General features: G+C 70.9%; 4 protein-coding genes. All 4 read right to left on the bottom strand.

The window, feature by feature from the left end; translation table 11 throughout:
- Positions 1-5 precede the first annotated feature (5 nt).
- Genes JOD54_RS23060 through JOD54_RS23045 form a run of 4 tightly spaced genes read right to left on the bottom strand, consistent with a single transcriptional unit; the run spans position 6 to position 24,221 of the window.
- Positions 6-1,088, bottom strand: coding sequence for an ABC transporter substrate-binding protein (locus JOD54_RS23060; protein WP_204453036.1), 1,083 nt, complete (start codon positions 1,086-1,088; stop codon positions 6-8).
- The gene (locus JOD54_RS23055; protein ID WP_204453034.1) at positions 1,085-4,753 is read right to left on the bottom strand and encodes a non-ribosomal peptide synthetase; all 3,669 of its coding nucleotides are present in this window, start codon (positions 4,751-4,753) and stop codon (positions 1,085-1,087) included. Before JOD54_RS23055 ends, JOD54_RS23060 begins: the two co-directional genes overlap by 4 nt.
- Complete coding sequence (locus tag JOD54_RS23050) at positions 4,750-19,770, bottom strand: non-ribosomal peptide synthetase (RefSeq protein WP_204453033.1); 15,021 nt, start codon at positions 19,768-19,770, stop codon at positions 4,750-4,752. The genes JOD54_RS23055 and JOD54_RS23050 overlap by 4 nt, the downstream gene beginning before the upstream one ends.
- Positions 19,767-24,221, bottom strand: a complete 4,455-nt coding sequence (locus tag JOD54_RS23045; RefSeq protein WP_307860220.1) for a non-ribosomal peptide synthetase — start codon at positions 24,219-24,221, stop codon at positions 19,767-19,769. The genes JOD54_RS23050 and JOD54_RS23045 overlap by 4 nt, the downstream gene beginning before the upstream one ends.
- Positions 24,222-24,281 lie beyond the last annotated feature (60 nt).

The following is a 24,281-nucleotide window of genomic DNA, read 5'->3' as shown; positions in this document are numbered from 1 at the left end:
GCCGGTCAGGCCTTGGCCGCTGCGGCGACGACCTTGGGCACGATCTTCTCGAGCGCGAACGGGATGCTCAGGGTGGACGGGAACGCCAGCGACAGCGCCTCGCCGACCTCCAGTGCGACGTAGGCGCCACGCTTGACCGCGGGCAGGGCCTGGAACAGCCGGTCGCCCTCGACCTGCTTGCGCTCGTCCTCGCTGCGGAAGGAGAACAGCACGACGTCGGCGTCGAGCAGCTTGGTGTTCTCCTGGGCGACCACCGCGCGGCCAGCGGGACCGGCCTGCGGCAGGCTGGTGACCTGGTCGGAGAGCTTGAGGCCGAGCTGGGACAGGAACTGGGCGGAGGCGTCGGTCGGCAGGATGACGGTGGCGAGCTGGCCCTCGGCGTTGAGCAGGCTGAAGGTGAAGGTCTTGCCGTCGAGGGTGGCCTTGTTGCCGTCCTTGGCCGCGGCGATCTTCGACTCGACGTCGGCGACGGCCTTCCCGGCGGCGTCGGCCTTGCCCAGGGCGGCGCCGATGCGCTTGGCCCTGGTCTGCCAGGTGTCCTCGGCCACGTCGTCCTGGTAGGACAGGGTGGGGGCGATCGCCGTGAGGTTGGCGAAGTCGTCGGCGAGGGTGTAGCTGTCGGTGGCCAGGATCAGGTCGGGAGCGAGCTCGGTGATCTTCTCGAACGGCAGGTTGTCCTCGACCTCGATCTGCTGCGGCTTCGCGGCCCCGCCCAGCTTGGCCTCGACCCAGGGCGCCAGGCCGGAGTCGAAGTTGGTCTGCGGGGTGATGGCGATGGGGACGACGCCGAGCGAGACGGCCTCGTCGACGTCGCGCATGAAGCCGACGGTGAGCACCCGGCTGGGCTGGCTGGGGATGACGGTCTTGCCCTCGGCGCCCTCGATGGTCAGCGGGAACCCGCCGACCGCGGCGCCGCTGGTGGGAGCCGGGGCGGGGGTGGGGGTTTCGCTGGATCCGCAGGCGGTGAGGCCCAGGGTCAGCGCGCCCGCTGCCGAGCCGCTCAGGAAGAGCCTGCGGGAGAACGGCCGGGCGGGGCGCGGGGAGGTGTCGACCATGGACGTGCCTTTCTGCGGTTCTGACTGCTTCATCTGTCCCCACCTGGGTGGGGGGTTCTCAACGCGGCCGCGACGAGCGGGCCGACCACGCGCAGCGCGTGGGAAGTCATGAGTGCCTCGTGCTCGACGTCGACCGTGTGGGTGGTGAGCCGCCCCGCGATGTAGGGCTCCCACAAAGTGGGGTCCCCACCAGGGGTTGCTCGCACCAAGAGGGCGTCGCCGACATAGAGGCCGGGTTTGACGGTGGTGTCGACGTTGGCCACTGCGCGCATGCTGGCGGCTAGTGCGCCGATGCGGGCAGCGCCGAGGCCGGCTAAGAGGCCTGTGTCCGCGAGTTCGGCGGCGCGGTCAGGGGTCATCGTGTCCGGGTCGATGTCGTCGACGAGGTAGCCCGCTCGCTGGAGCCATTCGTGCAGGAAGCGGGCTCCACCGCCGGACTCTTCTTCGGGCTCGTCGCCGCCTGGGTAGCCGTCGAGCAGGACCAGTGCGGTGACCCGGTCGAGTCTGCGGGCGACGGCGTGGGCGAGGACGGCACCGAGCGACCAGCCGAGCAGGCGGACTGGCCCTGTGGGGGCGGCAGCAGTGATCAAGGCCGCGTAGTGGTCCGCGATGTCGTCGACGGTGACGGGCCCTGTGAACCCGGTGGCCTGCAGGCCGTACACGGGGATGTCCGGGTCGATGTGGGCGAGGAGCCCGGCGTAAGACCAGCTCAGCCCCAAGCCCGGGTGTACGCAGAACAAGGGTGCAGCCGTGCCTATAGGCCTCAGCGGGAGCAGCGGTTCGTAGGCGGTGTCCAGTTCGGGGCCGTCGAGGCGGGCCGCGAGCGCGGCCGGGCTGGGGGCATCGAACACGGCGCGCAGTCCCGGTGCGGTGCCTAGCTCGGCGCGGACGCGGGAGATGAGGCGGGCCGCGAGCAGCGAGTGGCCGCCAAGGGCGAAGAACGAGTCGTCAACGCCGACTTCGGGGAGGCCGAGGAGCTCGGCGTAGAGGTCGCACAGGACGCGTTCAGCGCGGGTGCGGGCCGGACGTGTGGTCGTGGACGCGTACTGGGGTGCGGGCAGCGCACGGCGGTCGAGTTTGCCGTTGGGGGTGGCGGGGAAGGTGTCGAGGGCGACGACCGCCGCAGGCACGAGGTGGTCAGGCAGCGTCCTGGCGAGGGTCGCGCGAACAGCGGCTGCGTCGATGTCGGCAGGGGTCACGTAGCCGACGAGTCGGGTGACACCCGCGTCGGTCCGCGCGATGACAGCGGCTTGGCGGACGGCCGGGTGGGCTAAGAGGGCTGCCTCGACCTCGCCGGGCTCGACGCGGTGGCCGCGGATCTTGACCTGGTCGTCTGCGCGGCCGAGGAACTCCAAGGTGCCTGTCTTGGTCCGGCGAACCAGGTCACCCGTGCGATAGAGGCGGGTTCCGCTGCCATAGGGATCCGCGACGAACCGGGTCGCGGTTTCCCCGGGCCGGTTGTCGTATCCGCGCGCGACACCGGCACCTGCCACATAGAGCTCACCGGGGACGCCGACCGCGACTGGGCGCAGGGCGGAGTCGAGCACTACGGCACTGGCCCCGGCTATAGGCGCGCCGATGTGCGGTAGGCCGGGGGTGACGACGGTCCAGGTGGCGTCGACCGTGCACTCGGTGGGTCCGTAGAGGTTCAGGGCCACGCCGTCGAACGCGGCCAGTTCGTCCCATAGGCGCGGGCTGACGGCTTCGGCTCCGGTCGCGAGGATGGACAGCCCGGTGTCGAGGAGGCCGTCCGCGATGAGGAGCTCGAGCAAGGACGGCGGCGCGTCCACGAAGTCGATGCGGTGGCGTGCGCAGTAGTCGACGATGCCGGGCGAGTCGCCCATGAGGTCGTCAGGCAGGACGTGCACGGTGTGACCGGCGAAGAGCCAGAGCAGCGGGTCCACGGAACCGTCGAAGGCGAACGAGAGCAGGTTGAGGGCGCGGAACCGGCGGGGTTGGTCGATGAAGGCGGTGCGGTGCGCGAGCGCGAGGTTGACCACTCCCCCGTGTGTAGCGACGACGCCCTTCGGTTGTCCTGTCGAGCCCGACGTGAAGACGATGTACGCGGCGGAATCGGGACCCACAGGGCCGGGCAGCCGGTGCTGCGATGACTCTCGGGGGGTCGTCTCGTCGATGACCACGACAGGCCGGGCGGCAGCGAGGGTCGCGGTGATCCGGTCCGCCGGATAGGCCGGATCGACGGGCACGACGACCGCACCCGCCTTCCAGGCGGCCAGCATCGACACGACGACGTCGACCGAGCGGGGCAGCACGACCGCGACCCGGTCTTCCTGCCCGACCCCCTGGGACACGAGGTATCCCGCGAGGTCGGTCGACATCGCGTCCACCTCGCGGAACGTCAGCGACACCTGCCCGCAGACGACTGCGGGCCCGTCGGAGTCGGCGTGTTCGGCGAACAGGTCCAGCAGAGTCGCCGTGGTCGGCTCGACCCGGGCGCGGGGTGCTGCGGGCACGCGGTTGACCTCGCCCGCACAACTGACCTGGGTCAGGTCCCGCAGGGTGGAGATCAGCAGGTCGCCGATGGTCGTGGCGTGGTCGGGGTCGAGGCGGTGTTCCAGTGCCAGGGCGAGCCGGGCGCCGGGTTCGGCGGTGAGGGTGAGCGGGTAGTGGGTGGCGTCGTCGGTGTCGACGCCGGTGGCGCGGACGTCCATCGCTTCGCGGACCGTGTCGATCGCGGTGTCGTCCACGGGGTAGGTCTCGACGACGACAAGGGTGTCGAACAGTTCCCCCACGCCGACCGCGGCTTGGATCTCGCCGAGGTTGAGGTGGTGGTGGTCGAGCACGGAGGTCTGCGCGCGGTGGAGTTGCCGCAGCAGGTCGGGGATCTCAGTCCAGGGGTTGAGCCTGACCCGGACGGGGATGGTGTTGATGAACAGCCCGACCATGGTGTCGACGCCGGGCAGGTCGGCGGGCCTACCGGACACCGTGGCGCCGAAGACGACGTCATCGCGTCCGGTGAGGCTGCCCACGACGATGCCCCAGGCGGCGTGCAGGACGGTGCTGACCGTGACGCCCGCGCGGCGTGCCAGTGCGGTGACTGCCGCGCTCAAGTCCTCCGGTTCAGCCAGTTCCAGCCTCTGCGGCCTCCCTGTGGCAGGTAGAGCCGTCAGGGTCGGTGTTGCTCCGTCGAGGAGGTCGGCCCATGCCTTGAGGCCAGCCGCTCTGTCCCGCTTGGACAACCACGCCAGGAAGTCCCGGTATGGCCTCACGCGTGGTAGCGAGGTTCCGCTATAGAGGGCGAACAGGTCGCGCAGCAGCAGCGGGCCGGACCAGCCGTCGAGCAGGATGTGGTGGCTGGTGATGATGAGCCTATAGGCGGTGTCGCCAGTGCGAGCGAGCACGAACCGGATCAACGGTGGCTTGTCGAGCACGAACGGCTCGTGTGGTGGCTGCGCGGTCGTGCGCAGGTCGACCTCGCTCCACGGCACGCGCACGCGCCGAAGAACGACCTGGACAGCCCCGGTGGCACTTTGCGTGAACGCGGTTCTTAGCACTGCGTGCCGCTGAACCAAGGCTTCAGCAGCTCCTCGCAAGCGTTCAGAGTCAACGTCGCCGTCGAGGTCCACCACAGTTCGCACGGTGTAGACATCGTCGGATTCGTCTAAGAGGGCGTGGAACAGCAAGCCTTCCTGCAGCGGCGCAAGAGGCAGGACTTCCTCGATGTTGGACCGGCTCACAGGTCGCCCCACTGCTCTTCGAACGCGTCGAGGCTGGCCTGGTCGATCGCGACCAATGGCATGTCCGAAGGCGTATGGCCGCCCGCATCGTCCTGAGCAGCCAGTTCTGCGAGGGCATCGACCCACCCGGTGGCGAGCGCCATCACGTCCTCTTGCGTGAGAACGCCCTCGGGGTAGCACCACGTGGCGCGCAGCACAGGGCCGTCGGCGGTGTCCTCGGTGAGCGCGGTGATCTCCAGGGCGTTAGGCGCGGGCGCGGTGGGATCGGAGATGCCCGCCATGTCCGCGTAGTCGCCCAGCTGCGACCACGGCCCAGTGGCGTCCGAGCCGCCATAGCGGCCCAGGTAGTTGAAGGTGATCTGGGCAGGGGTGGGCGGTTCGTGGAGTAGCCCGTAGCCGATGCCCTTGTCGGGGACCACGCGCAGCGTCTCCTTGACCTGCTTGAGCGCGTCACCGATGTCGGAGTGGTCGATGTCCAGCCGCACGGGGTAGGTGTTGGTGAACCAACCGACCGTGCGGGACAGATCCGCCCCCTCGACAACAGCGTCCTCGCGGCCGTGGCCCTCCAGCTCGACCAACGTAGGGCCACCGCGGCGGCGTAGTACGACGGCGAGCGCAGTGAGCAGGACGTCGTCCACCCGCGCGAAGTACCGGTCGGGGACGTCGGTGAGCAGTGCTCGCGACACGTCGACAGGCAGCTGCACCCGAACGTCCCGCACCGTCGACAACACGTCGAGGGACGGATCGAGCCCGCGGCCCAACGGGGTGTCCCCGCCGTCAAGGACCGAGCGCCAGTAGTCCACTTCATACTCGCGGTTCGCGGCCGCGAGCCCGACGGCCCAAGCCCGCAGTGACGTGCCGACCGGCGGAAGCTGCGGGGCTCTGCCGTCGACCGCGGCCGCGTAGGCGTCGGCGAGGTCGGGCAGCAGGATCCGCCACGAGACACCGTCGACGGCGAAGTGGTGCACGACGATGCCAATGACCTCGCGGAACCAGACGACCTGGAGCATGACCCCGGCCGCTGGGTCCAGGCGGTCCGCGGCGGCGTCAAGTTCGGCCCGAACGTCGCCGTGACCTGCCCGGAGAACGCCGTCGCCGTCTCCTGCGGGCGGGACGACGTAGCGCCACCCGTCACCGTCGGGGCTGACGACCGCGCGCAGGGCGTCGTGGTGGCGCAGGACCGCGGCGACAGCGGACGCGAGCGCGGTGGGATCCAGGTTCGCAGGTGCCGCGACCACCGCTGCCTGGGCATATCGGCGCCGCAGACCATCGCGCGACAGGACGGCTCGCATGACGGGCGTGAGCGGCACCTCCCCCAGCGCGTCGATGGTCGATCCCATGATCGTTTTCGGGGTGCGATCCGCTACGAGCCGGGCCAGGTCGCCCGCAGTGCGGCTGTCGAACACGTCGCGCGGCGCGATCACCAGCCCAGCCGCCCGGGCCTTCGCGACAAGCTGGAGCGACACGATGCTGTCGCCGCCCAGCGCGAAGAACGAGTCGTCGACCCCGACCCTGGGCAGGCCGAGCACCTCGGCGAACAGCGCGCAGACGAGTTCCTCGACCTCGGTGACGGGTCGCCGGGCGCCCGCGGTGAAGTCCGGTGCGGGCAGGGCCTTGCGGTCGACCTTGCCCGAGGGCGTCACCGGGATGGCGTCGAGCACCTGGATCGTGGGCGGCACCATGTGCTCGGGCAGCCGTTCTGCCAACCAGCCGCGCAGGACGTCGCCGTCGAGCCCGGTGCCCGTGCAGTACCCGGCGAGCTGGGTGGCGCCGCTGGGGCCGCGCACGGTGACCACGACGGCGTGCCGCACGGCGTCGTGGGCGGCCAGTGCGGCCTCGATCTCCTGGAGTTCGACCCGCATGCCGCGGATCTTGACCTGGTGGTCGACCCGGCCGAGGAACTCCAGGGTGCCCGCCGCGGTCCAGCGCGCGAGATCGCCGGTGCGGTAGAGCCGGGCGCCGGGGGTCCACGGGTCGGCGACGAACCGGCTGGCGGTCTGCGCCGGGTCGCCGACGTAGCCGCGGCCCAGCGGCAGGCCGCCGGTGTACAGCTCGCCCTGGACGCCGACGGGGACCGGGTTGAGCGCCGGGTCGAGGACGTGGATGCGGGTGTTGGGGTTGGGTCGGCCGATGCTGACCCCGCGCCGGACCGCGTCGCCGCGGTAGAACTCGTGGCTGACGCCGATGGTGGCCTCGGCGGGCCCGTAGCCGTGGTACATCGTGGCGCCGAGGGTGCGGCGGAACCGGTCGAACAGTTCCGGGGTCAGCGCCTCGCCGCCGCACCAGACGTGCTTGAGGGTGTCGGTGACGGCGGTGATCCCCGGTAGCTGCAGGAGCATGTCCAGCATCGAGGCGACCAGGTAGGTGAAGCTGACCCGGTGGTCGGTGATGAGCCGCAGCAGGTACTCGACGTCCCGTTCGGCGCCCGGTGCGGCCACGACGACCGCGCCCCCGGTCACCAGGGGCAGGAAGATCTCGTTGATGGAGATGTCGAACCCGAGCGGCGCCTTGAAGAGGGCCGCGTCGCCGAGACCGAAACCCAGCATCTCCTTCTGCCACAGCAGCCGGGCCGCGATGGCCTTGTGCAGGATCATCGCGCCCTTGGGCGTTCCGGTGGTTCCCGAGGTATAGATGACGTAGGCGAGCCCGTTCGGGTGTGGCCGCACATTGGCGATGGCGGTGTCGGAGCGCAGGTCAGCGACCTGCAAGACCGGCACATCCAGCGCGGGCAGCCCTACGCCGGTCGCGGTGATCACTGCGCGAAGGCGGGCGCTGCCGTGGATGTCGGTGATGCGCTGCGCGGGCCACGAGGGCTCCAGTGGCACGAACGCGGCACCGATCCGCTGCGTGCCGAGCATGGCCGCGATCAACTCCGGGGACCTGTCCAGGTGTAACCCGACAATGTCCTCACGACCGATTCCTCGGTCTTTAAGCGCGGCGGCGAAGGCGTAGGCGGCTCGGTCCAGTTCCGCGTAGGTGAGTGTCGTGTCGCCGCTGATCACCGCGATCGCGTTAGGCGTGCGTGCCACCTGCTCAGCGAACAGCGCGGGCACGCTGACGTCGTCTACTGGGGCAGCGGTGTCGTTCCACCCGTGCACGAGGAGTTCGCGCTCGGCAGGATCCAGGACGTCCAGTTTCGACAGCGGCGTCGTGGGCGCCGCAGCGGCGGTTGACAGCACATGCCCTAACCGCTGGGTCAAGGTCTGTGCGCTGGCGTGCTCGAACAGGCTGGCGTCGTACTCCAGCGATCCGTCCAACGACCCGTCGGGCATGGGGGCGAAGTTGAAGGCGAGGTCGAACTTCGCCCCGCCGGCCAGGGTTCCGGTGACCGGACGCGCGCTCACGCCAGGCAAGGTCGCCGTACCCGTGTCGGTGGTGCGGAAGTCCACCATCGTTTGGAACAACGGGTGACGCCCGATCGCACGGTCAGGTTTGACAGCGTCGACAACGCGGTCGAAGGGCGCGTCGGCATTGGCGAAGGCGCCCAGTGCGGCTTCTCTTACCCGCGCGAGTACGTCGCGCAGAGTCGGGTCACCGGCAAGGTCGGTGCGTAGGACGACGGTGTTGACGAAGAACCCGACGAGGTCGGTGATCGCGTCATCGCCGCGTCCTGCCACTAGGGCGCCGAGTGGGATGTCCTTGCCCGCTCCGAGCTTGTGCAGCAGCGCGGTGACCGCGGTGGTGACCACCATGAAGTCAGTCGCGCCTACCTCACGCCCGAGGGTGCGTAGGCCGGTGACGACGTTCGCGGGCACGGTGAAGCGCACGACGCCACCCGGGCTGGTTTCCTTCGGTACGCGCGGGTGGTCAGTCGGCAGCGGGATGGCCTCGGGCAGTTCGCTCAGCGTCCGCGTCCAGTAGCCGAGTTGGTCAGCGAGGAGGCCGTCGAGCAGGTCGTTCTGCCAGAGCGTGTAGTCGGCGTACTGGACCGGCAGTGGCGCCCAGTCAGGGGCTGTTCCGTCGCGGCGAGCGGCGTAGGCGTCGGCCAGGTCGCGCAGCAACGGGCCGGTGGACCACTCATCGCTGGCGATGTGGTGCACCACTAGGACGAACACGTGGTCGTCGGCTCCGAGGCGCAGCACGGTCGCGCGGATCGGAATCTCGCGGCTGAGGTCGAACGGGTAGTCCGCCTCGGCCTGGACCAGTGATTCGCTCGCTTCGCGGACCGTGAACGGCGTGGCCACCTCGTCGAGGATGTGCTGGCTGGGCACGCCGTTCTCTTCGATGAAGATGGTGCGGAGGCTTTCGTGTCGGGCGATGACATCGCCCAGGGCCGCGCGCAGCGCGTCGACATCCAGTGCTCCGCCGAGGCGGACCGCGAACGGCACGTTGTAGGTGCCCGAGGGGCCGTCGAGCTTGTGCAGGAACCACAGGCGTGCTTGGGCGGCCGACAGCGGTACCCGGTTCGGGCGTGGCCGCGCCACGAGAGTGGGCCTATAGGACCGACTTGCTTGGTCCACGAGGCTGGCGAGTCCGGCGACGGTGGGTGCCTCGAAGACGGCCCGCACAGAGAGGTCGACATCGAGTTCGGACCGGATCTTGGCGATGAGCCTGGCAGCCAGCAGGGAATGGCCGCCGAGGTCGAAGAACGAGTCATCCGCGCAGACCTGATCACGGTCCAGCAGGGTGGCGTAGACCCGTGCCACGGTTTCCTCGGTGGCGGTGGCCGGAGCACGACCACCTACGGCGTCCGGAACCGGCAGCGACTTGCGGTCCAGCTTCCCGTTCGGCAGCAGCGGGAACTCGTCGAGGACAACGACCCGTGACGGCACTAAGTGCTGCGGCAGTACCAACGCCACCGCGTCACGCACTGCGGCGCCATCGGTCTCTGGCAGCGCGGTCACATAGCCGACAAGAGCATCGCCACGCGCCACCACAACCGCCTGACGCACGTCGGCAAGGGCGATAAGAGCGGCCTCGACTTCACCTGGCTCGACGCGATACCCGCGAATCTTGACCTGGTCGTCGACCCTGCCCAGGAACTCCACGGTCCCCGCGTCGGTCCACCGCACCAAGTCGCCGGTCCTATAGAGCCGACCACTGCCGAAGGGATTCGCCACGAACCGCGCAGCGGTCTCCCCCGGCTTGCCGTGATAGCCACGCGCGACACCGGGACCACCGATGTACAACTCGCCAGGCACACCCGCCGGAACCGGGGATAGAGCCTGGTCGAGCACATAGAGCCGAGCGTTCGCGATAGGGCCGCCGATGTGTGGCGCGCGGTCAGGTGTGATCCGCGCCCAAGACGCGTCCACGGTTGCCTCAGTGGGGCCGTAGAAGTTGACGCCCAGCACGTCGGCTGCCGCGATGCGCTCCCACAGGTGCGGGCCGACCGCCTCCGCGCCGGTAGCGACAACGCTAGGCCGGTGATCTCCCTCTAGCAGCCCCTCGTCGAGCAGCAACTCCAGGAGTGAGGGGGGTGCGTCCACGTAGTCGATCGCGGCGGACCGCACGTACTGGGTGATCGCGCGCGGGTCGCCCATGGCCTCTTGGGGGAGGATGTGCATCTCGTGGCCGGACAGCAGCCACAGCACTGGGTCGACGGCGGCGTCGAAGGCGAACGACACAGCGTTAAGCACGCGGAGTCGCTCCTGTGGCATGACCGCGTCGCGGTGTGACCAGGCGAGGTTGACCAACCCCCGGTGGGTGCCGACAACGCCCTTGGGCCGTCCTGTGGAGCCAGAGGTGTGGATCAGATAGGCGGCCGAGTCCGGGGCCACAACCCCGACGGGGATTCCCGCCCCGGTCCATGTAGCCGGGTCTGCGGTCACCACGGTTCGGCCTGGTACAGCTGAGCCGATGACGACTGCCGGGTTCGCGTCGTCCAGGACGAGCGCGATCCGGTCAGCTGGATAGGTGGGGTCGACGGGGACGACAACGCCACCGGTCTTCCACACGGCAAGCATCGCGATCACGACGCTGACCGACCGCGGAAGCACTACGGCGACCCGGTCCTCCGGACCGACGCCCAGCGACACCAGGTGCGCGGCGAGCCGATCGGACAGGTCATCCAGTTCGCGGAAGGTCGCCGACCCGCCGCCCACCACAGCCACGGCGTCTGGCGATGCGGCCACCTGTTCGGCGAACAGGTCGACAGCGGTGAGCGCGGGAACGGCGACAGCGTTGTCGTTCCAGGCCTCCAACACGAGGTGACGTTCCCGCTCGTCGAGCACGCTCATCCGCGACAGCGGTAGGTCCGGCGCCGCGACAATGGCCTCGACGACCAAGTGCAGCCGGTCCAGCAGGCGTTCGACGGTGGCGCGGTCGAACAGGTCTTCAGCGAACTCCGCCGAGACCAGCAAGGCACCGTCGCCGGTCGTCACGCCGAACGCCAGGTCGAACTTGGGGGCGGCGGGTGCACCGGCATCGACCACGGTGGTGGTGAGGCCGGGCAGGCCATTGGGGCCACCGTCGGGGTTCCAGTAGTCGACAAGGGTTTGGAACAGCGGGTGGCGGCCCGGCTCACGCTCGGGGTTCACCGCCTCCACGACCCGCTCAAAAGGCACGTCGGCGTTGGCGTAGGCGGACAACGCCACCTCGCGGACCCGGCCCAGCAGTTCGCGGGGGGTCGGGTCGCCGGACAGGTCGACCCGCAAGACCACGGTGTTGACGAAGAACCCCACGAGATCGGCGACTGCCTGCTCACCACGTCCGGCGACCAAAGCACCCAGCGGGATGTCCACTCCCCCACCGAGCTTGTGCAGTAGGACCGCGACGGCGGCATGGGCGAGCATCAGCTCGCTGGCACCGGTGTCGGTGAGCAGTGGCCGCAGCCGGGCCACTGTGTCTGCCGGGATCTCCGCGCGCACTCGACCGGCAGCGGCGATAGGCGTGGCTGGGCGAGGGCGGTCGACTGGCAGGGCGATCGCGTTAGGCACGCCGTCGAGGACGGTGCTCCAGTGCGCCAACTGCTCCGCAGCGACGCTACTGAGGAGCTTCTGCTGCCATAGCGCGTAGTCCGCGTACTGCAGCGGGAGCGGCGCCCAGGCGGGAGCCTTGCTCGCCTTACGCGCGGAGTAGGCGATAGCGAGATCGCGCAGCAACGGGCCGGTTGACCAATCGTCGGCGGCGCTGTGGTGGATCGTCAGCAGCAACACGTGCTCGTCGGCGGCGACTCGGAACACCTTCACCCGGATCGGGATGTCGGTGTCGAGGCGGAAGGGCTCTGCGGCGGAGCGGGCGAGGTCCTTCTCCGGGTCTGCGGTGTCGGTGACCGTGAAAGGCACAGTCGCCTCGAGCACCCGCTGGTGAGGCACGCCGTCGTGCTCCTCCAGGACCGTGCGCAGGATCTCGTGCCGGGCCACGACGTCGTCGAAGGCCCGGCGTAGTGCTTCGAGGTCGAGGGAACCGGTCAGCCGGGACGCGAACGGCATCGTGTAGGCCGCCGACGGGCCGTTAAGCCTGTCGTGGAACCACAGACGCGCCTGCGCGGCCGACAGCGGAACGTGGTTGGGGCGGGTAGCGGCGCGCAGCACGGGCCTGCTGGGGCTGCCTGCGAGCGTGTCCAGGTGCGCGGCGAGACCTGCGGCGGTTGGGGTGTCGAACACGGCTCGGATCGACAGCGGTCCGTCGACCTCGGCCCGCAGCCTCGCGACCAGTCGGGCCGCGAGCAGTGAGTGTCCGCCCAAGGCGAAGAACGAGTCGTCCATGCCGACCGAGGGCACGTCCAGCAGATCCGCGAACAGCCCGTGGACCAGGTGCTCGGTGTCGGTAGCGGGCTGCCGCGTCGAGTGGCCGGAGAAGTCGGGGGCGGGCAGCGCGCGGCGGTCCAGCTTGCCGTTGGGCTGCTTCGGCAGCGCCTCCAGGGGCACGATCGCGGCCGGGACCAGGTGGTCGGGCAGCAGTCGGGCCAGCTCCGATCGCAGCTCCGCCGTCGCGGCAGGGCCGGTCACGTAGGCGACCAACCTGCCGTCGCGGGCCACCACGGCGGCCTGGGCGACGCCGGGGAGACCGCTCAGCACGGACTCGACCTCACCCGGCTCGACCCGGTACCCGCGGATCTTGACCTGGTCGTCGACCCGGCCGAGGAACTCGACGGTGCCCGCCCGGGTCCACCGGACCATGTCGCCGGTCCGGTAGAGCCGCCCCGCGCCGAACGGGTTGGCAACGAACCGGGCCGCCGTTTCCCAAGGACGCCCCAGGTAGCCGCGCGCAAGACCCGCGCCGGCGATATAGAGCTCGCCAGGGACACCAACCGGGACGAGCCGCAGCGCGGAGTCGAGTACGTAGGCGCGACCGTTGGCGACTGGGCGCCCGATGTGGGGATCGCCTTGGTCGACCACGGTCCACAGCGCGTCAACGGTGCACTCGGTAGGCCCATAGAGGTTCAGGGCGGTGACTTCAGCGGCGGCCAACTGGTCCCACAGCCGGTTCCCGACCGCTTCCGCTCCGGTGGCGACGACGCTGAGCGGCCCGTCGAGCAGCCCGGCGGGGATCAGCAGGTCCATCAGGGAGGGCGGCGCGTCGATGAAGTCGATCTCGGCGGTGCGGACGTGGTCGACGATTCCCTGCGGGTCGCCGATCAGGTGGTCCGGGAGGATGTGCAGCTCGTGACCGGCGAACAGCCACAGCAGCGGGTCGACCGAGCCGTCGAAGGCGAACGACAGCACGTTGAGCGCGCGCACCGGCCGCCCCAGCCGCTCGCCTGCCGGGTCGATGAACGCCTGCCGGTGCGCAGCGGTCAGGTTCACCACGCCCCGGTGGGTGGCGACAACGCCCTTCGGCTTGCCGGTCGACCCGGAGGTGAACACGATGTAGGCGGCCGAATCGGGCCCGACGGGCCCCTGCGGTTGCCCTTGTCCGGTCCAGGTCTCGGGCTCGTCGGCGAACACGGCGGGCTCGTCGGTGAGGCCGCGGTGGGTGATCACCGCGACCGGGGCGGCCTCGACCAACACCGCGGCCACCCGTTCCGCCGGGTAGGTCGGGTCGAGCGGGACGGTGACGCCGCCCGCCTTCCACACGGCCAGCATCGCCACGACCACGTCGGTCGACCTGGGCAGCAGCAGCGCGACCGGCGTCTCCGGCCCGACCCCCAGCGACACCAGGTGCGCGGCCAGCCGGTCGGACCGCGCGCCCAGCTCGGCGAAGGTCAGCGACACGTCCCCGCACACCACGGCCACAGCGTCCGGCGCCTGTACGGCGATGAGATCCGGCACGGTCACGGCCCGCGTGGGCAGGTCCGTACCGGCCCACGCCAGGACCCGGCCGCGTTCATCGGCGCCGAGAACGTCCACTCGGGACAGTTCCGTGCCCTGGTCGTCGGCGAACGCGGCCAGGACGGCGAGCACTCGGTTGAGGACCTCGGCGACGGCGTCGCGCTCGAAGACGTCGGCGCGGTACTCCAGCTTGATCCGCAGCAGGTCGCCGTCGGGCATCAGCATGAGGGTCATCGGGTAGTGCGTGTAGCCGCGTGACCAGCCGACCCGGGCGGTGAGGTCGCCGGAGCGGGCCGGGTCGAGCAGGTCGGCGGTGTCGAGCGGGAAGGTCTCGAAGACCATCAGCGTGTCGAACAGCCTGCCGGTGACCGGGGTCAGCGCCTGGATGTCGCTGAGGCCGACGTGCTCGTGGTCCAGCACGCTGGTGCGCGCGTCGTGCAGGCGGGTCAGCAGTGCCGACACCGGGTCGCCCGGGGACCAGCGGACCCGCACGGGGACGGTGTTGATGAAGAGGCCGACCATGGACTCCACGCCCGCCAACTCCGGCGGACGCCCCGACACCGCTAGGCCGAACACGACGTCGTCCCGGCCGGTCAGCGCGCCCAGCACTACGCCCCAGGCGGCCGACAGCAGCGTGTTGAGCGTGACTCCGTTGGCTCGCGCCGCTCGCGTTAGGCGCGCGGTCAGCTCAGGGGAGATCGCGTCGACCACTTCCGCGGGGAGCACAGAGGCATCTCCGAGGTCCGCGCTGACGAGCAAGGTGGGCTCGTCGACCCCGTCGAGGACGTTCGCCCACGCGGACAGGGAGGTGTCGTGGTCGCGGCGGGTCAACCAGGCGAGGAAGTCCCGGTACGGGCGTGGCGGCGCAGCCAACGCGCGGCCTTCGTAGAGGGCGAACAGGTCTCTTACCACTAGAGGCGTTGACCAGCCGTCGAGCACCAGGTGGTGGTTGGTGACTACGAGCCGGTAGTCGTCGTCTGCGAGCCGCACCAGGGTGAGTCGGACCAGGGGCGGTCGCGTGAGGTCGAAGCGGGCTCGACGATCGGCCTCTAGGAACTCTTCGTAGGCCTGGGCGGTCAGGTCGAGCAGGACCATCGTGGGCGCGACGTCGCTGAGGACCACCTGTGCCGGGGTCGTCGTTTCATCGCAGAACGCGGTCCGCAGCACAGGGTGTCGTGCGACAAGAGAAGCGGCAGCGGAACGGAGGCGGGTCACGTCGACAGGGCCGTGGAGGTCGACGACGAGCTGCACCGAGTAGAAGTCCACCGCGTCGGCGTCGTAGTTCGCGTGGAACAGCAAGCCCTGCTGCAGCGGCGACAAAGGAAGCACATCACTGAGCGCGGGGAACCGCTCCTCCCACAGCTCCACATCCGCCTGGGAAGCCTCGACAAGAGGCAAGTCGGACGGCGTGCGCCCGCCCTGACCGCGGTAAGAGGCAAGAACGGCCAATTCCGCGACCCACAGGTCGGCCAGCCGGGACACCTGGTCCTCGGCAAACAGACCCGCCGGGTAGCGCAGCTGGATCTCCAAGCCGCCGCCGTCGGGGACGACCGCGTTGACCACCAACGCCGCGGCAGCGGGCAGGCCCAGGTCAGCTGCGGGGGCGACCCCGCCGAACCCGATCCGGGCGAAGCCGAGCGGGTCGTCGACGGGTGGCGCGACCCGGCCGATGTAGTTGAAGAGGATCTGCGGTTCGGGGAACGCGTCGAGTCCGGAGTCGGTGAAGTGGCGCAGCAGGCCGTAGCCGATGCCCCGGTCGGGCAGGTCGGCGACGTGCTGCTTGACGCGCTTCACAGCCGCGGCGAGGTCGCCGGTGACGTCGAGGCGGACGGGGTACTGGGTGGTGAACCAGCCGACCGTGCGGGAGATGTCCGCCCCGTCGACGACGTGCTGTTCGCGGCCGTGCGCCTCAACGGTGACCACCGTCGAGCGCTCCTCGGTGCCCCGCCACACCGCCACGGCGCGCCCGAAAGCGGCCATCAAGACCTCGGCGGGACCGGTGTGGAACGCGGCGGGGACGGTGGTGAGCAGGGCATCGGTGACTACGACCGGCAGCGAAGCGGTGACCTCGCGGACCGTTTCCCTGGTGTCGCGGGCCGGGTCGAGCCTGCGGGTGCCCAGAACGGGGTCCGGACCATCCACGATCGCCCGCCACAACGGCAGTTCCGCGGCCCGCGCGGCGGCGACGGCCGGGAGCCGCTCCGCCCAGGCACGGAACGAGGTGACCACCGGCGGCAGTTCCTCACCACGCAGCGCAGCGGCGAGGTCGTCGGCCAGGATCTGGCAGGAGTAACCATCAGTCGCGACGTGGTGGCAAGTGAGCAACGCGAACCCGGGATCGAACCAGGTCAGCTGGACCAACACGCCACCAGCCCGATCAAGCCGAGCGACGGCGGCGGCGTGCTCACGACGCAACAGGTCGGGATCGTCGGTGCGCTCAACCCGGTGGACCAACGAGTCGGCATCGACCGAGCCGACCGGGGCGACGGTCAGCTCGTGACCGTCGTCAGCGACCGTGAGAGTCTGGAGCAGATCAGGGTCATCGGTGCGCTCGACCCCGCGCGCCAGCGAGTCCGCGCCAGCCGGGGCAACAGTCACCTCGTGACCGTCGCCGAGAACCGAGGAGACCCGCAGCAGGTCAGGGTCGGTGCGCTCGACCGCGTGCACCAACGAGTCCGCGTCCTCCGAGGCGACGGTCTGCTGGTGGCCGTTGGTGAGGACCGATCGGGCTCGGAGCAGGTCGTGGTGGTCCAGGAGGGTCTGGAGTGCGCCGGCCACGGTGGGCCGGGTGGCGCCCAACGGAACCGGCACCAACACGGCCTGTGAGAAGCGCTCGAACGGCCCGCCCCTGGCCAGGAAGGTGCGCATGATCGGCGTCGGGTTGACCTCCCCCACACCGTCCGCAGCCACCGCCGAGGGGACGGCTTGGTCGGCGACGCGGTCCACCGCGGCGGCCAGCTCGGCAACCGTGCGCAGCTCGAAAACCTGGCGGGGCGAGAGCACGACCCCCGCGGCTCGGGCGCGGCCGACGAGTTGGATGGAGATGATGCTGTCGCCGCCCAGTTCGAAGAAGGACTGGTCGACGCCGACCGTGTCGCGGCCCAGCACCTGGGCGAACAGGTCGGCCAGTAGCCGTTCGGTGTCGGTGGACGCCGGGCGGCCGGTCGTGGCGCCGAAGTCCAGCGGGGGGAGCGCGCGGCGGTCGAGCTTGCCGTTCCCGGTCAACGGGAGCGCGTCGAGCACGACGTACCCCGCGGGCAGCATGTGTTCGGGCAGCCGGGCCCGCAGGTGCTCACGGACCACGTCGAGGTCAGAGGTTCCGACGATGTAGGCGGCCAGGTGCACGCCGGACGGCCCGTCGGTGCGGGCCACGACAGCGGCGTGGGTGACGCCGGGCGCGGTGGCGAGAACGGCTTCGGTCTCACCGACCTCGACGCGGAACCCGCGGATCTTGACCTGGTCGTCGGCGCGGCCCAGGTATTCCAGCTCGCCGGACTCCGTCCAGCGCGCCAGGTCGCCGCTGCGGTAGAGCCTGCCTTCCCCGAACGGGTTCGCCACGAACCTGGACGCGGTCAGCCCGGGACGCCCCAGGTACCCGCGAGCGAGTTGCCCACCGCCCACGTACATCTCGCCGGGCACTCCGACCGGCACCGGCGCGAGCGCGCTGTCGAGGACGTGCACCGTCAGCCCGGGCAACCCGAGTCCGATGACGCTGCCGGTCACCGTGGGATCCAGCTCCCGGAAGGTGACGTGCACGGTGGTCTCGGTGATGCCGTACATGTTGATCAGGCGCGGCCCCGGGGTGAGCCTGGTCGGGTCGAGGGCCTCGCCGCCGAAGATGACCACGCGCAGGTCGGGCAGCCCGGCGGTGTCGAGTTGGTAGTAGGCCGACGGGGTCTGGTTGAGCACCGTCACCCGCCGCTGGGCCAGCAGTGCCCGGAAGTCCTCTGGCGACCGGCTGATCTCGTGCGGGACGACGACGAGCGTGCCGCCGGTGACCAGCGGCGCCCACATCTCCCACACCGAGAAGTCGAAGGCGAAGGAGTGGAACAGGGTCCACACGTCCCCGGGACCGAACTCGACCAGCGGCCGCGCGGCCGTGAGCAGCGTGACCACGTCGCGGTGGGTCACGATGACGCCCTTGGGAGCACCAGTCGATCCCGACGTGTAGATCACGTACGCGACGTTGTCCGCACCCGCGCGACGGCGACCTGTCGGAAGAACGAACTCCGCGTCGAGGTCGGTGATCACCGCGACCGGTTCCGCGTCGGCGAGGGTCGCCTGGATGCGTTCGGCGGGGTATCCGGGGTCGATCGGCAGGTACCCGGCTCCGGCCTTCACCACGGCGAGCGCAGCGATGACCAGGTCGGCCGAGCGGGGCAAGACGATGGCGACGAGGTCTTCCGGGCCGACGGGCAGCCGCGCGGCGAGAGCTTCGGCGCGAGCATCGAGTTCGGCGTAGGTGAGGGTGTCGCCGTGGAACTCGACGGCAGGAGCGTCGGGCGTGCGCGCGACCTGGGCGGCGAAGAGTTCGACCAGAGTGGACTCGGGCGTGGGCACCGCTGGCACCGCACGAGGCGGTTCAACGGTGACCCTGCCGAGAACCGCGACCATCGCACGCGGGTGCGCGACGATCTCGGCGAGCAGGTCCCGCAGGCGCCCGAGCAGGCCTTCCGGGTCGGTGACGAGGTCCGGCCGGTACTTGAGAGTGAACTCCAGGCTGTCGCCGTGGGGCATCACCATCAGCGTGAGCGGGTAGTGCGTGGAGATCGGGCGGCTGGTGGCGGTGACCCGCAGCCCGGTCGAGGCCACGGCCGCGTCGATGGCCCCGGTGTCGAAGGGGAACGACTCGAACACCACCAGGCTGTCGAACAGCTCACCGACCCCGGAGCCGATGGCGCGTTGGACCTCGGCGAGGCCGACGTGCTGGTGGTCCAGGAGTTCGGCTTGCTCGTCCTGCACGCGGGCCAGGAGGTCGTCGACCCGTTCTCCCGGGTTCAGCCGCAGCCGCACGGGGATGGTGTTGATGAACAGCCCGACCATCGACTCCACGCCGGGCAGGTCGGCGGGCCTCCCGGCGACGGTGGCGCCGAAGACGACGTCGTCTCGACCGGTCAGCCTGCTGGCAAGGATGCCCCAGGCCACCTGGACGACCGTGTTGGTCGTGACCCCTTGGCCCCGGGCGAACGCGGTGAGCCCCGGGATGTCGAGGACCACCTCGCTGGGCAGGACCGGGTCAGCGTGGACGGCCGCGGGAACGAGCAAGGTGGCGGTGTCGAGGTCGCCGAGCGCGTCCTTCCACGCGACGAGCGACTCCGCCTTGTCCCGATTGGCCAGCCACGCCAGGTGGTCGCGGAACGGGCGGGCCTGCGGCAGGGTCTCCCCCGCGTAGAGGGCGAACAGGTCGCGCATGAGCAGCGGCGTGGACCAGCCGTCCATCACGAGGTGGTGGTTGGTCAGCACGAGCCGGTGCCGGTCTGCGGCGAAGCGCAGCAGCATCGCGCGGATCAGCGGCGGTTGGTCGAGGTCGAACCGGGTGGCGCGGTCGGCGGCGAGCAGCTCGTCCGCGCGGCGGTCGGCGTCGGCCCCGGTCAGGTCGATCTCCACCCACGGCGGTTCGACGTCGGCGAGGACAACCTGGATCGGGTCGCCGACATCGCGCACGAACGCGCTGCGCAGCGCCGAGTGCCGCTTGGTCAGCCCGTGGACCGCGGCTCGCAGTCGCTCGGCGTCGAGCGGACCGGCGAGGTCGAGCACCAACTGGGCGAGGTAGACGTCCTGCGTCGACTCGTCGGTGGTGGCGTGGAAGAGCATCCCCGACTGGAGTGGGGACAGCGGGAGGATGTCCTCGATCGAGCTCACGAACGCTTCCACCTTGCCTCGAGGGCGTCGAGCTGGCCCTGGTCCAACGACACCAAACCGACGTCCGACGGGGTCCGGCCGCCTGCGCCCGGCCCCTTCGCGTGCGCCACCAGCGCCTTGAGCGCGGCGATCCAGCGCTCGGCGAGGGCGGCGACCTGGTCGGCGGTGAACAGCCCGGCCGCGTACATCCAGTGCGCGGTCAGCGTGGGCCCGTCTTCGGTGACGGCGTTGACGACAAGCCCGGCGGGCAGCGCCATGTCGTCGGCGTAGGCGGCACCGATACCGCCCGGGGCGAGGGTCCAGTCCTGGTCGGACGCCTCGAACCGGCCCAGGTAGTTGAAGCCCAGCTGCGGGTGCACGTCGAGTTCCGGGTGCAGGTGCCGCAGGACGCCGTAGCCGATGCCGTGGTCCGGCAATGACCGGAGGTGTTCCTTGACCCGCTTCACCGCGGTCCCGGCCGCGGCTCCCCCGCTGAGCGCCTGCGTGACGTCGATGCCGGTGAGGTCGAGGTGGGTGGGGTGTTGGCTGGTGAACCAGCCGAGGGTGCGGGACAGGTCAGCGCCCGGCACGACCTGCTCCTCCCGGCCGTGGCCCTCGCGCAGCACCAGGGTCGAGTGCTGCCCGGACCAGTCGGCGACGGCGAGCCCGAACGCGGTCAACAGCACGTCGTCGACGCCCGCGAAGAACGCGGCGGGGACCTCGGTCAGCACGGCCTCGGTCGTCGCGGAGTCCAGCGTCACGGTGTGGGTGCGGACCGTGGACCAGGTGTCGACCGCCGCGTCCGGCGACCTCGACCCGAGCACGGCGTTGGGGCCATCGAGCACCGAACGCCACAGCGGGACCTCGGTCGAGCGCGCGGCGGCCGCTTCGACCAGGCTCCGCGACCAGGTCCGGAACGAGGTGCGGACCGGCGGCAGCTGACCGGCCCGCCACGCCGTGGCCAGGTCCTCGGCGAACACCCGCAGCGACACCCCGTCGACCACCAGGTGGTGCGCCACGACCAGCACCCGGCGCGGGAACCACACCACGCGCAGCACCACACCGTCCACAAGCGACAACTCGCCCGCCGCGCGCTCCAGCTCGGCGTCGAGGTCCCCTTCGGCCTGACGCACCACCGCGGCGGCGGAAACGGCGCCGACCGGCCGGAACCTCAGGTCCGGGTCGGTGATGGCGCGCAGCGAGTCGTGTCGGTCCAGCAGGAGGCCGACGGCCCGCTCGAGCCGCGCCTGGTCCACCTCGGGGCCGTCGAGGACGAGCCACATCCGGTGCCGGTCGCCGATCGGGCCGCGGTCGCGGAAGGTCCGCATGATCGGGGTCGGCTCCACCACGCCGACTCCGTCGTCGACGACCGCCTGCTCCTGCGGCTCGACCTCCGCTGCGGCGGCGAGCTTCGCGACGGTCCGGTGCGCGAACACGTCCCGGGGGGTGATCTTCAGCCCGGCCTGCCTGGCGCGGCGCACGAGCCGGATGGACACGATGCTGTCGCCGCCGAGTTCGAAGAACGAGTCGTCGACACCGACCGCGTCGTGGCCGAGGACCTCGGCGAACAGGTCGGCCAGCGTGCGCTCGACGTCGTTGGCGGGTCCGCGGGACTCGGTCGCGGCGACCCGGGGTTCGGGCAACGCGCGCCGGTCGACCTTGCCCGAGGGCGACAACGGCAAGGCGTCCAGGACGGTGATCGTGGCCGGGACCATGTGCTCCGGCAGTTCGGCGGCGATGAACTCGCGCACCGACGCCGGGTCGGCCGACCCCACGACGTACCCGGCCAGGCTGCGTTCGCGCACGGTCACCACGGCTTGGTCGACCGCCGGGTGCCGCAGCAGCGCCGCTTCCACCTCGCCGAGTTCGACCCGGAAGCCGCGGATCTTGACCTGGTCGTCGACCCGGCCGAGGAACTGCAGCGCCCCCGACGAGAGCCGTCGCACGCGGTCGCCGGTGCGGTAGAGGCGGGCCCCCGGCGCGCCCCACGGGTCGGCCACGAACCTGGCCGCGGTCAGCCCCGGCCTGCCCAGGTAGCCGCGGGCGACCTGGACGCCACCGACGTAGAGCTCACCGACGACCCCGACCGGGACCGGCCGTAGCCGTGCGTCGAGCACGACGCAGGTCGTGTTCTCCACCGGCGAACCGATCGGCACCGCACCTTCGGCGACGGGGGCCACGACGTCGTGCAGCAGGCAGCCGACGGTGGTCTCGGTCGGGCCGTACTCGTTGATCACATCGACCCCGGCTGGCGCGGTCCAGCCCGCCAGCGCCGCCCCGTGCAGCGCCTCGCCTGCGATCACCAGGGTGCCGTGCTCGGCGAGCCGCACGGAGGCCAGCAACGGCAGGTGACTCGGGGTGATCTTGAGGAAGGTCGCCGCGCCCACGGCTTCGGCGATGGCGTCCGGCGAGTCCGCGCACAGCTCCACGGCTCCACCGGCCACCAGCGTGCCCAGCAGCGGGGTGACGGTGAAGTCGAAGGAGATCGACGAGTGCAGCAGGGTGTGCCCGGTGAGCCCCTTGAAGCGGCGCAGCGACCACGCGAGGTGGTTGCTCAGCGCGCGGTGGGATACGACGACACCCTTGGGTTTACCGGTCGACCCGGAGGTGTAGATGACGTAGGCGGCGTGGTCGGGGTCCAGCGGCGAGACGCGGTCGGTGTCGCTGACGGGCGCGCCGGAGTCGCCGGACAGGTCAAGGGTGTCGAGCAGGAGCCGACCTGGGCCGTCGGGCAGTGCACCGGTGACAGTCAGCACCAGGCCGGGCGCGGAGTCCTCGAGCATGAGCCGCACGCGGTCAGCCGGGTACTCGGGGTCGACCGGCACGTACGCCGCGCCCGCCTTGGCCACCGCGAGCACGGCCACGACCATGGCCACCGAGCGCGGGATGGACAGCGCGACAGTGCTCTCGGGGCCGATGCCGCGCGCGATCAGGACGCGGGCTAGGCGGTTCGAGCGCTCGTCGAGGTCGCGGTAGGTGATCCGCTCGCCGTCCGCCAGCACCGCGAGCGCGTCGGGCGTGCGCTGGGCCTGCGTGGTGAACCAGTCCGGCAGCAGCGTGGTCGTGGCGGGGACAATGGTGTCGTTCCAGTCGGGCTCGGTGCCGTCGTGCAGGTCGAGGTCGCCAACCGGGACGTCCGGTGTGGACAGTGCGCGGTCGAGCAGCCGGTCGAAGTGGGCGAGCAGGCCCGCGACCAGGTCGACCGCGCCATCGGCGGCGGGGTGGTTGGCCTCGACGGTCAGGTCGTCGCCGTCGGTCTCCACGGCGAGGGTCAGGTCGAACCGGGCGTCGTCGCCGGGGACGTGCCTGCGGGTCGCGCGCAGCCCAGCGGCGCGGAACGGCTCCAGCACGGGGGTGCGCAACGACAGCACGACGTTGAACAGGCTGGTGCCACCGCGGGTCCGGTCCGGGTCGACCGCGCGCACGACGTCGTCGAGGTCCGCGTCCTGGTGCGCGTACCCGGCGAGGCAGACCTGCCGGGCTTGGGCGAGCAGCGAGGTGAAGGTGTCGGCCGCGTCGACGCGCATGCGCAGTGCGATCGTGTTGCCGAGGTAGCCGATGACCGCGTCGCCGCCGTCGAGGTCGCGGTTGACCACGGGCGCGCCGATCAGCAGGTCGTCAGCGCCGGTGTAGCGGTGCAGCAGCGCCGAGGTCGCGGCCAACATGACCATGAACGTGGACGCGCCTTCGCGTCGGGCCAGCTCGCGGACCCGCCCCGCGGCGCCGGGGATGAGCGGCCTGGACTGGTCGTGGCCGCCCGCGCTGGGGCCCGCGGCGCTGAGGATCGGCAGCTCGACCGGGTCCGGCAGCGGGGACAACGCCTGGACCCAGTGGTCGACGGCGGAGGACTGGGTCGTGGGGACGAGATCGGTGAACTGGCGTGCGGGCGGCAGGGTGCCGCCCTGGTAGGCGGTCATCAACTCGCCGAAGAAGACCGCGGAGGTGCCGTCGTCCCAAGCGATGTGGTGCGCGACCACAACCACCGTGAGCGCGTCAGGTGCCGTCGCGATCGTCCTGACCCGCAACGGCGAGTCCACCGCGAGGTCGAACGCCTTCGCCGACACCGACCGGCACAGCTCTTCCACCCTTGCCGCGTCAGTCGCCTCGTGGTGGTCGAGCGCGGGCGGCAGCTCGCTGTGCACGACCTGGGTGACTTCGCCGTCGGCGCCCATGCGGTAGGTGGTGCGCAGGATGTTGTGGCGGGCGACGACCTCCCGGACCGCCGCGTGCAGCCGCTCGTGGTCGACCGCGCCCACCAGGTCGAGCGCGATGCGGATGTTGTAGCCGACCGAGGCGGGGTTCAGCTGCTGCAGCGACCACATCCGGCGCTGACCGGGCGAGAGCGGGTGCTCGCCGCGCGTCCCGCCGTCGACCGCGGCGGGCGTCTCGGCGAGGCCCCGTTCGGCCAGCCGCCTGCGCAGCAGGTCGCGGCGCAGGGTGACGCGGTCGGGGCCGGGGGTGTCGGTGCTCACGGACGGGTGCCTCTCGTGGTCGGGTCGGGCTGGTCCGCGCTGGTGGTGGGGGGCACGGGA

The sequence above is a fragment of the Actinokineospora baliensis genome (genome assembly GCF_016907695.1).
GTDB lineage: Bacteria > Actinomycetota > Actinomycetes > Mycobacteriales > Pseudonocardiaceae > Actinokineospora > Actinokineospora baliensis.
The sequence above is the reverse complement of the archived record's forward strand: the minus strand, read 5'-3'. Positions and strand labels throughout refer to the sequence as shown.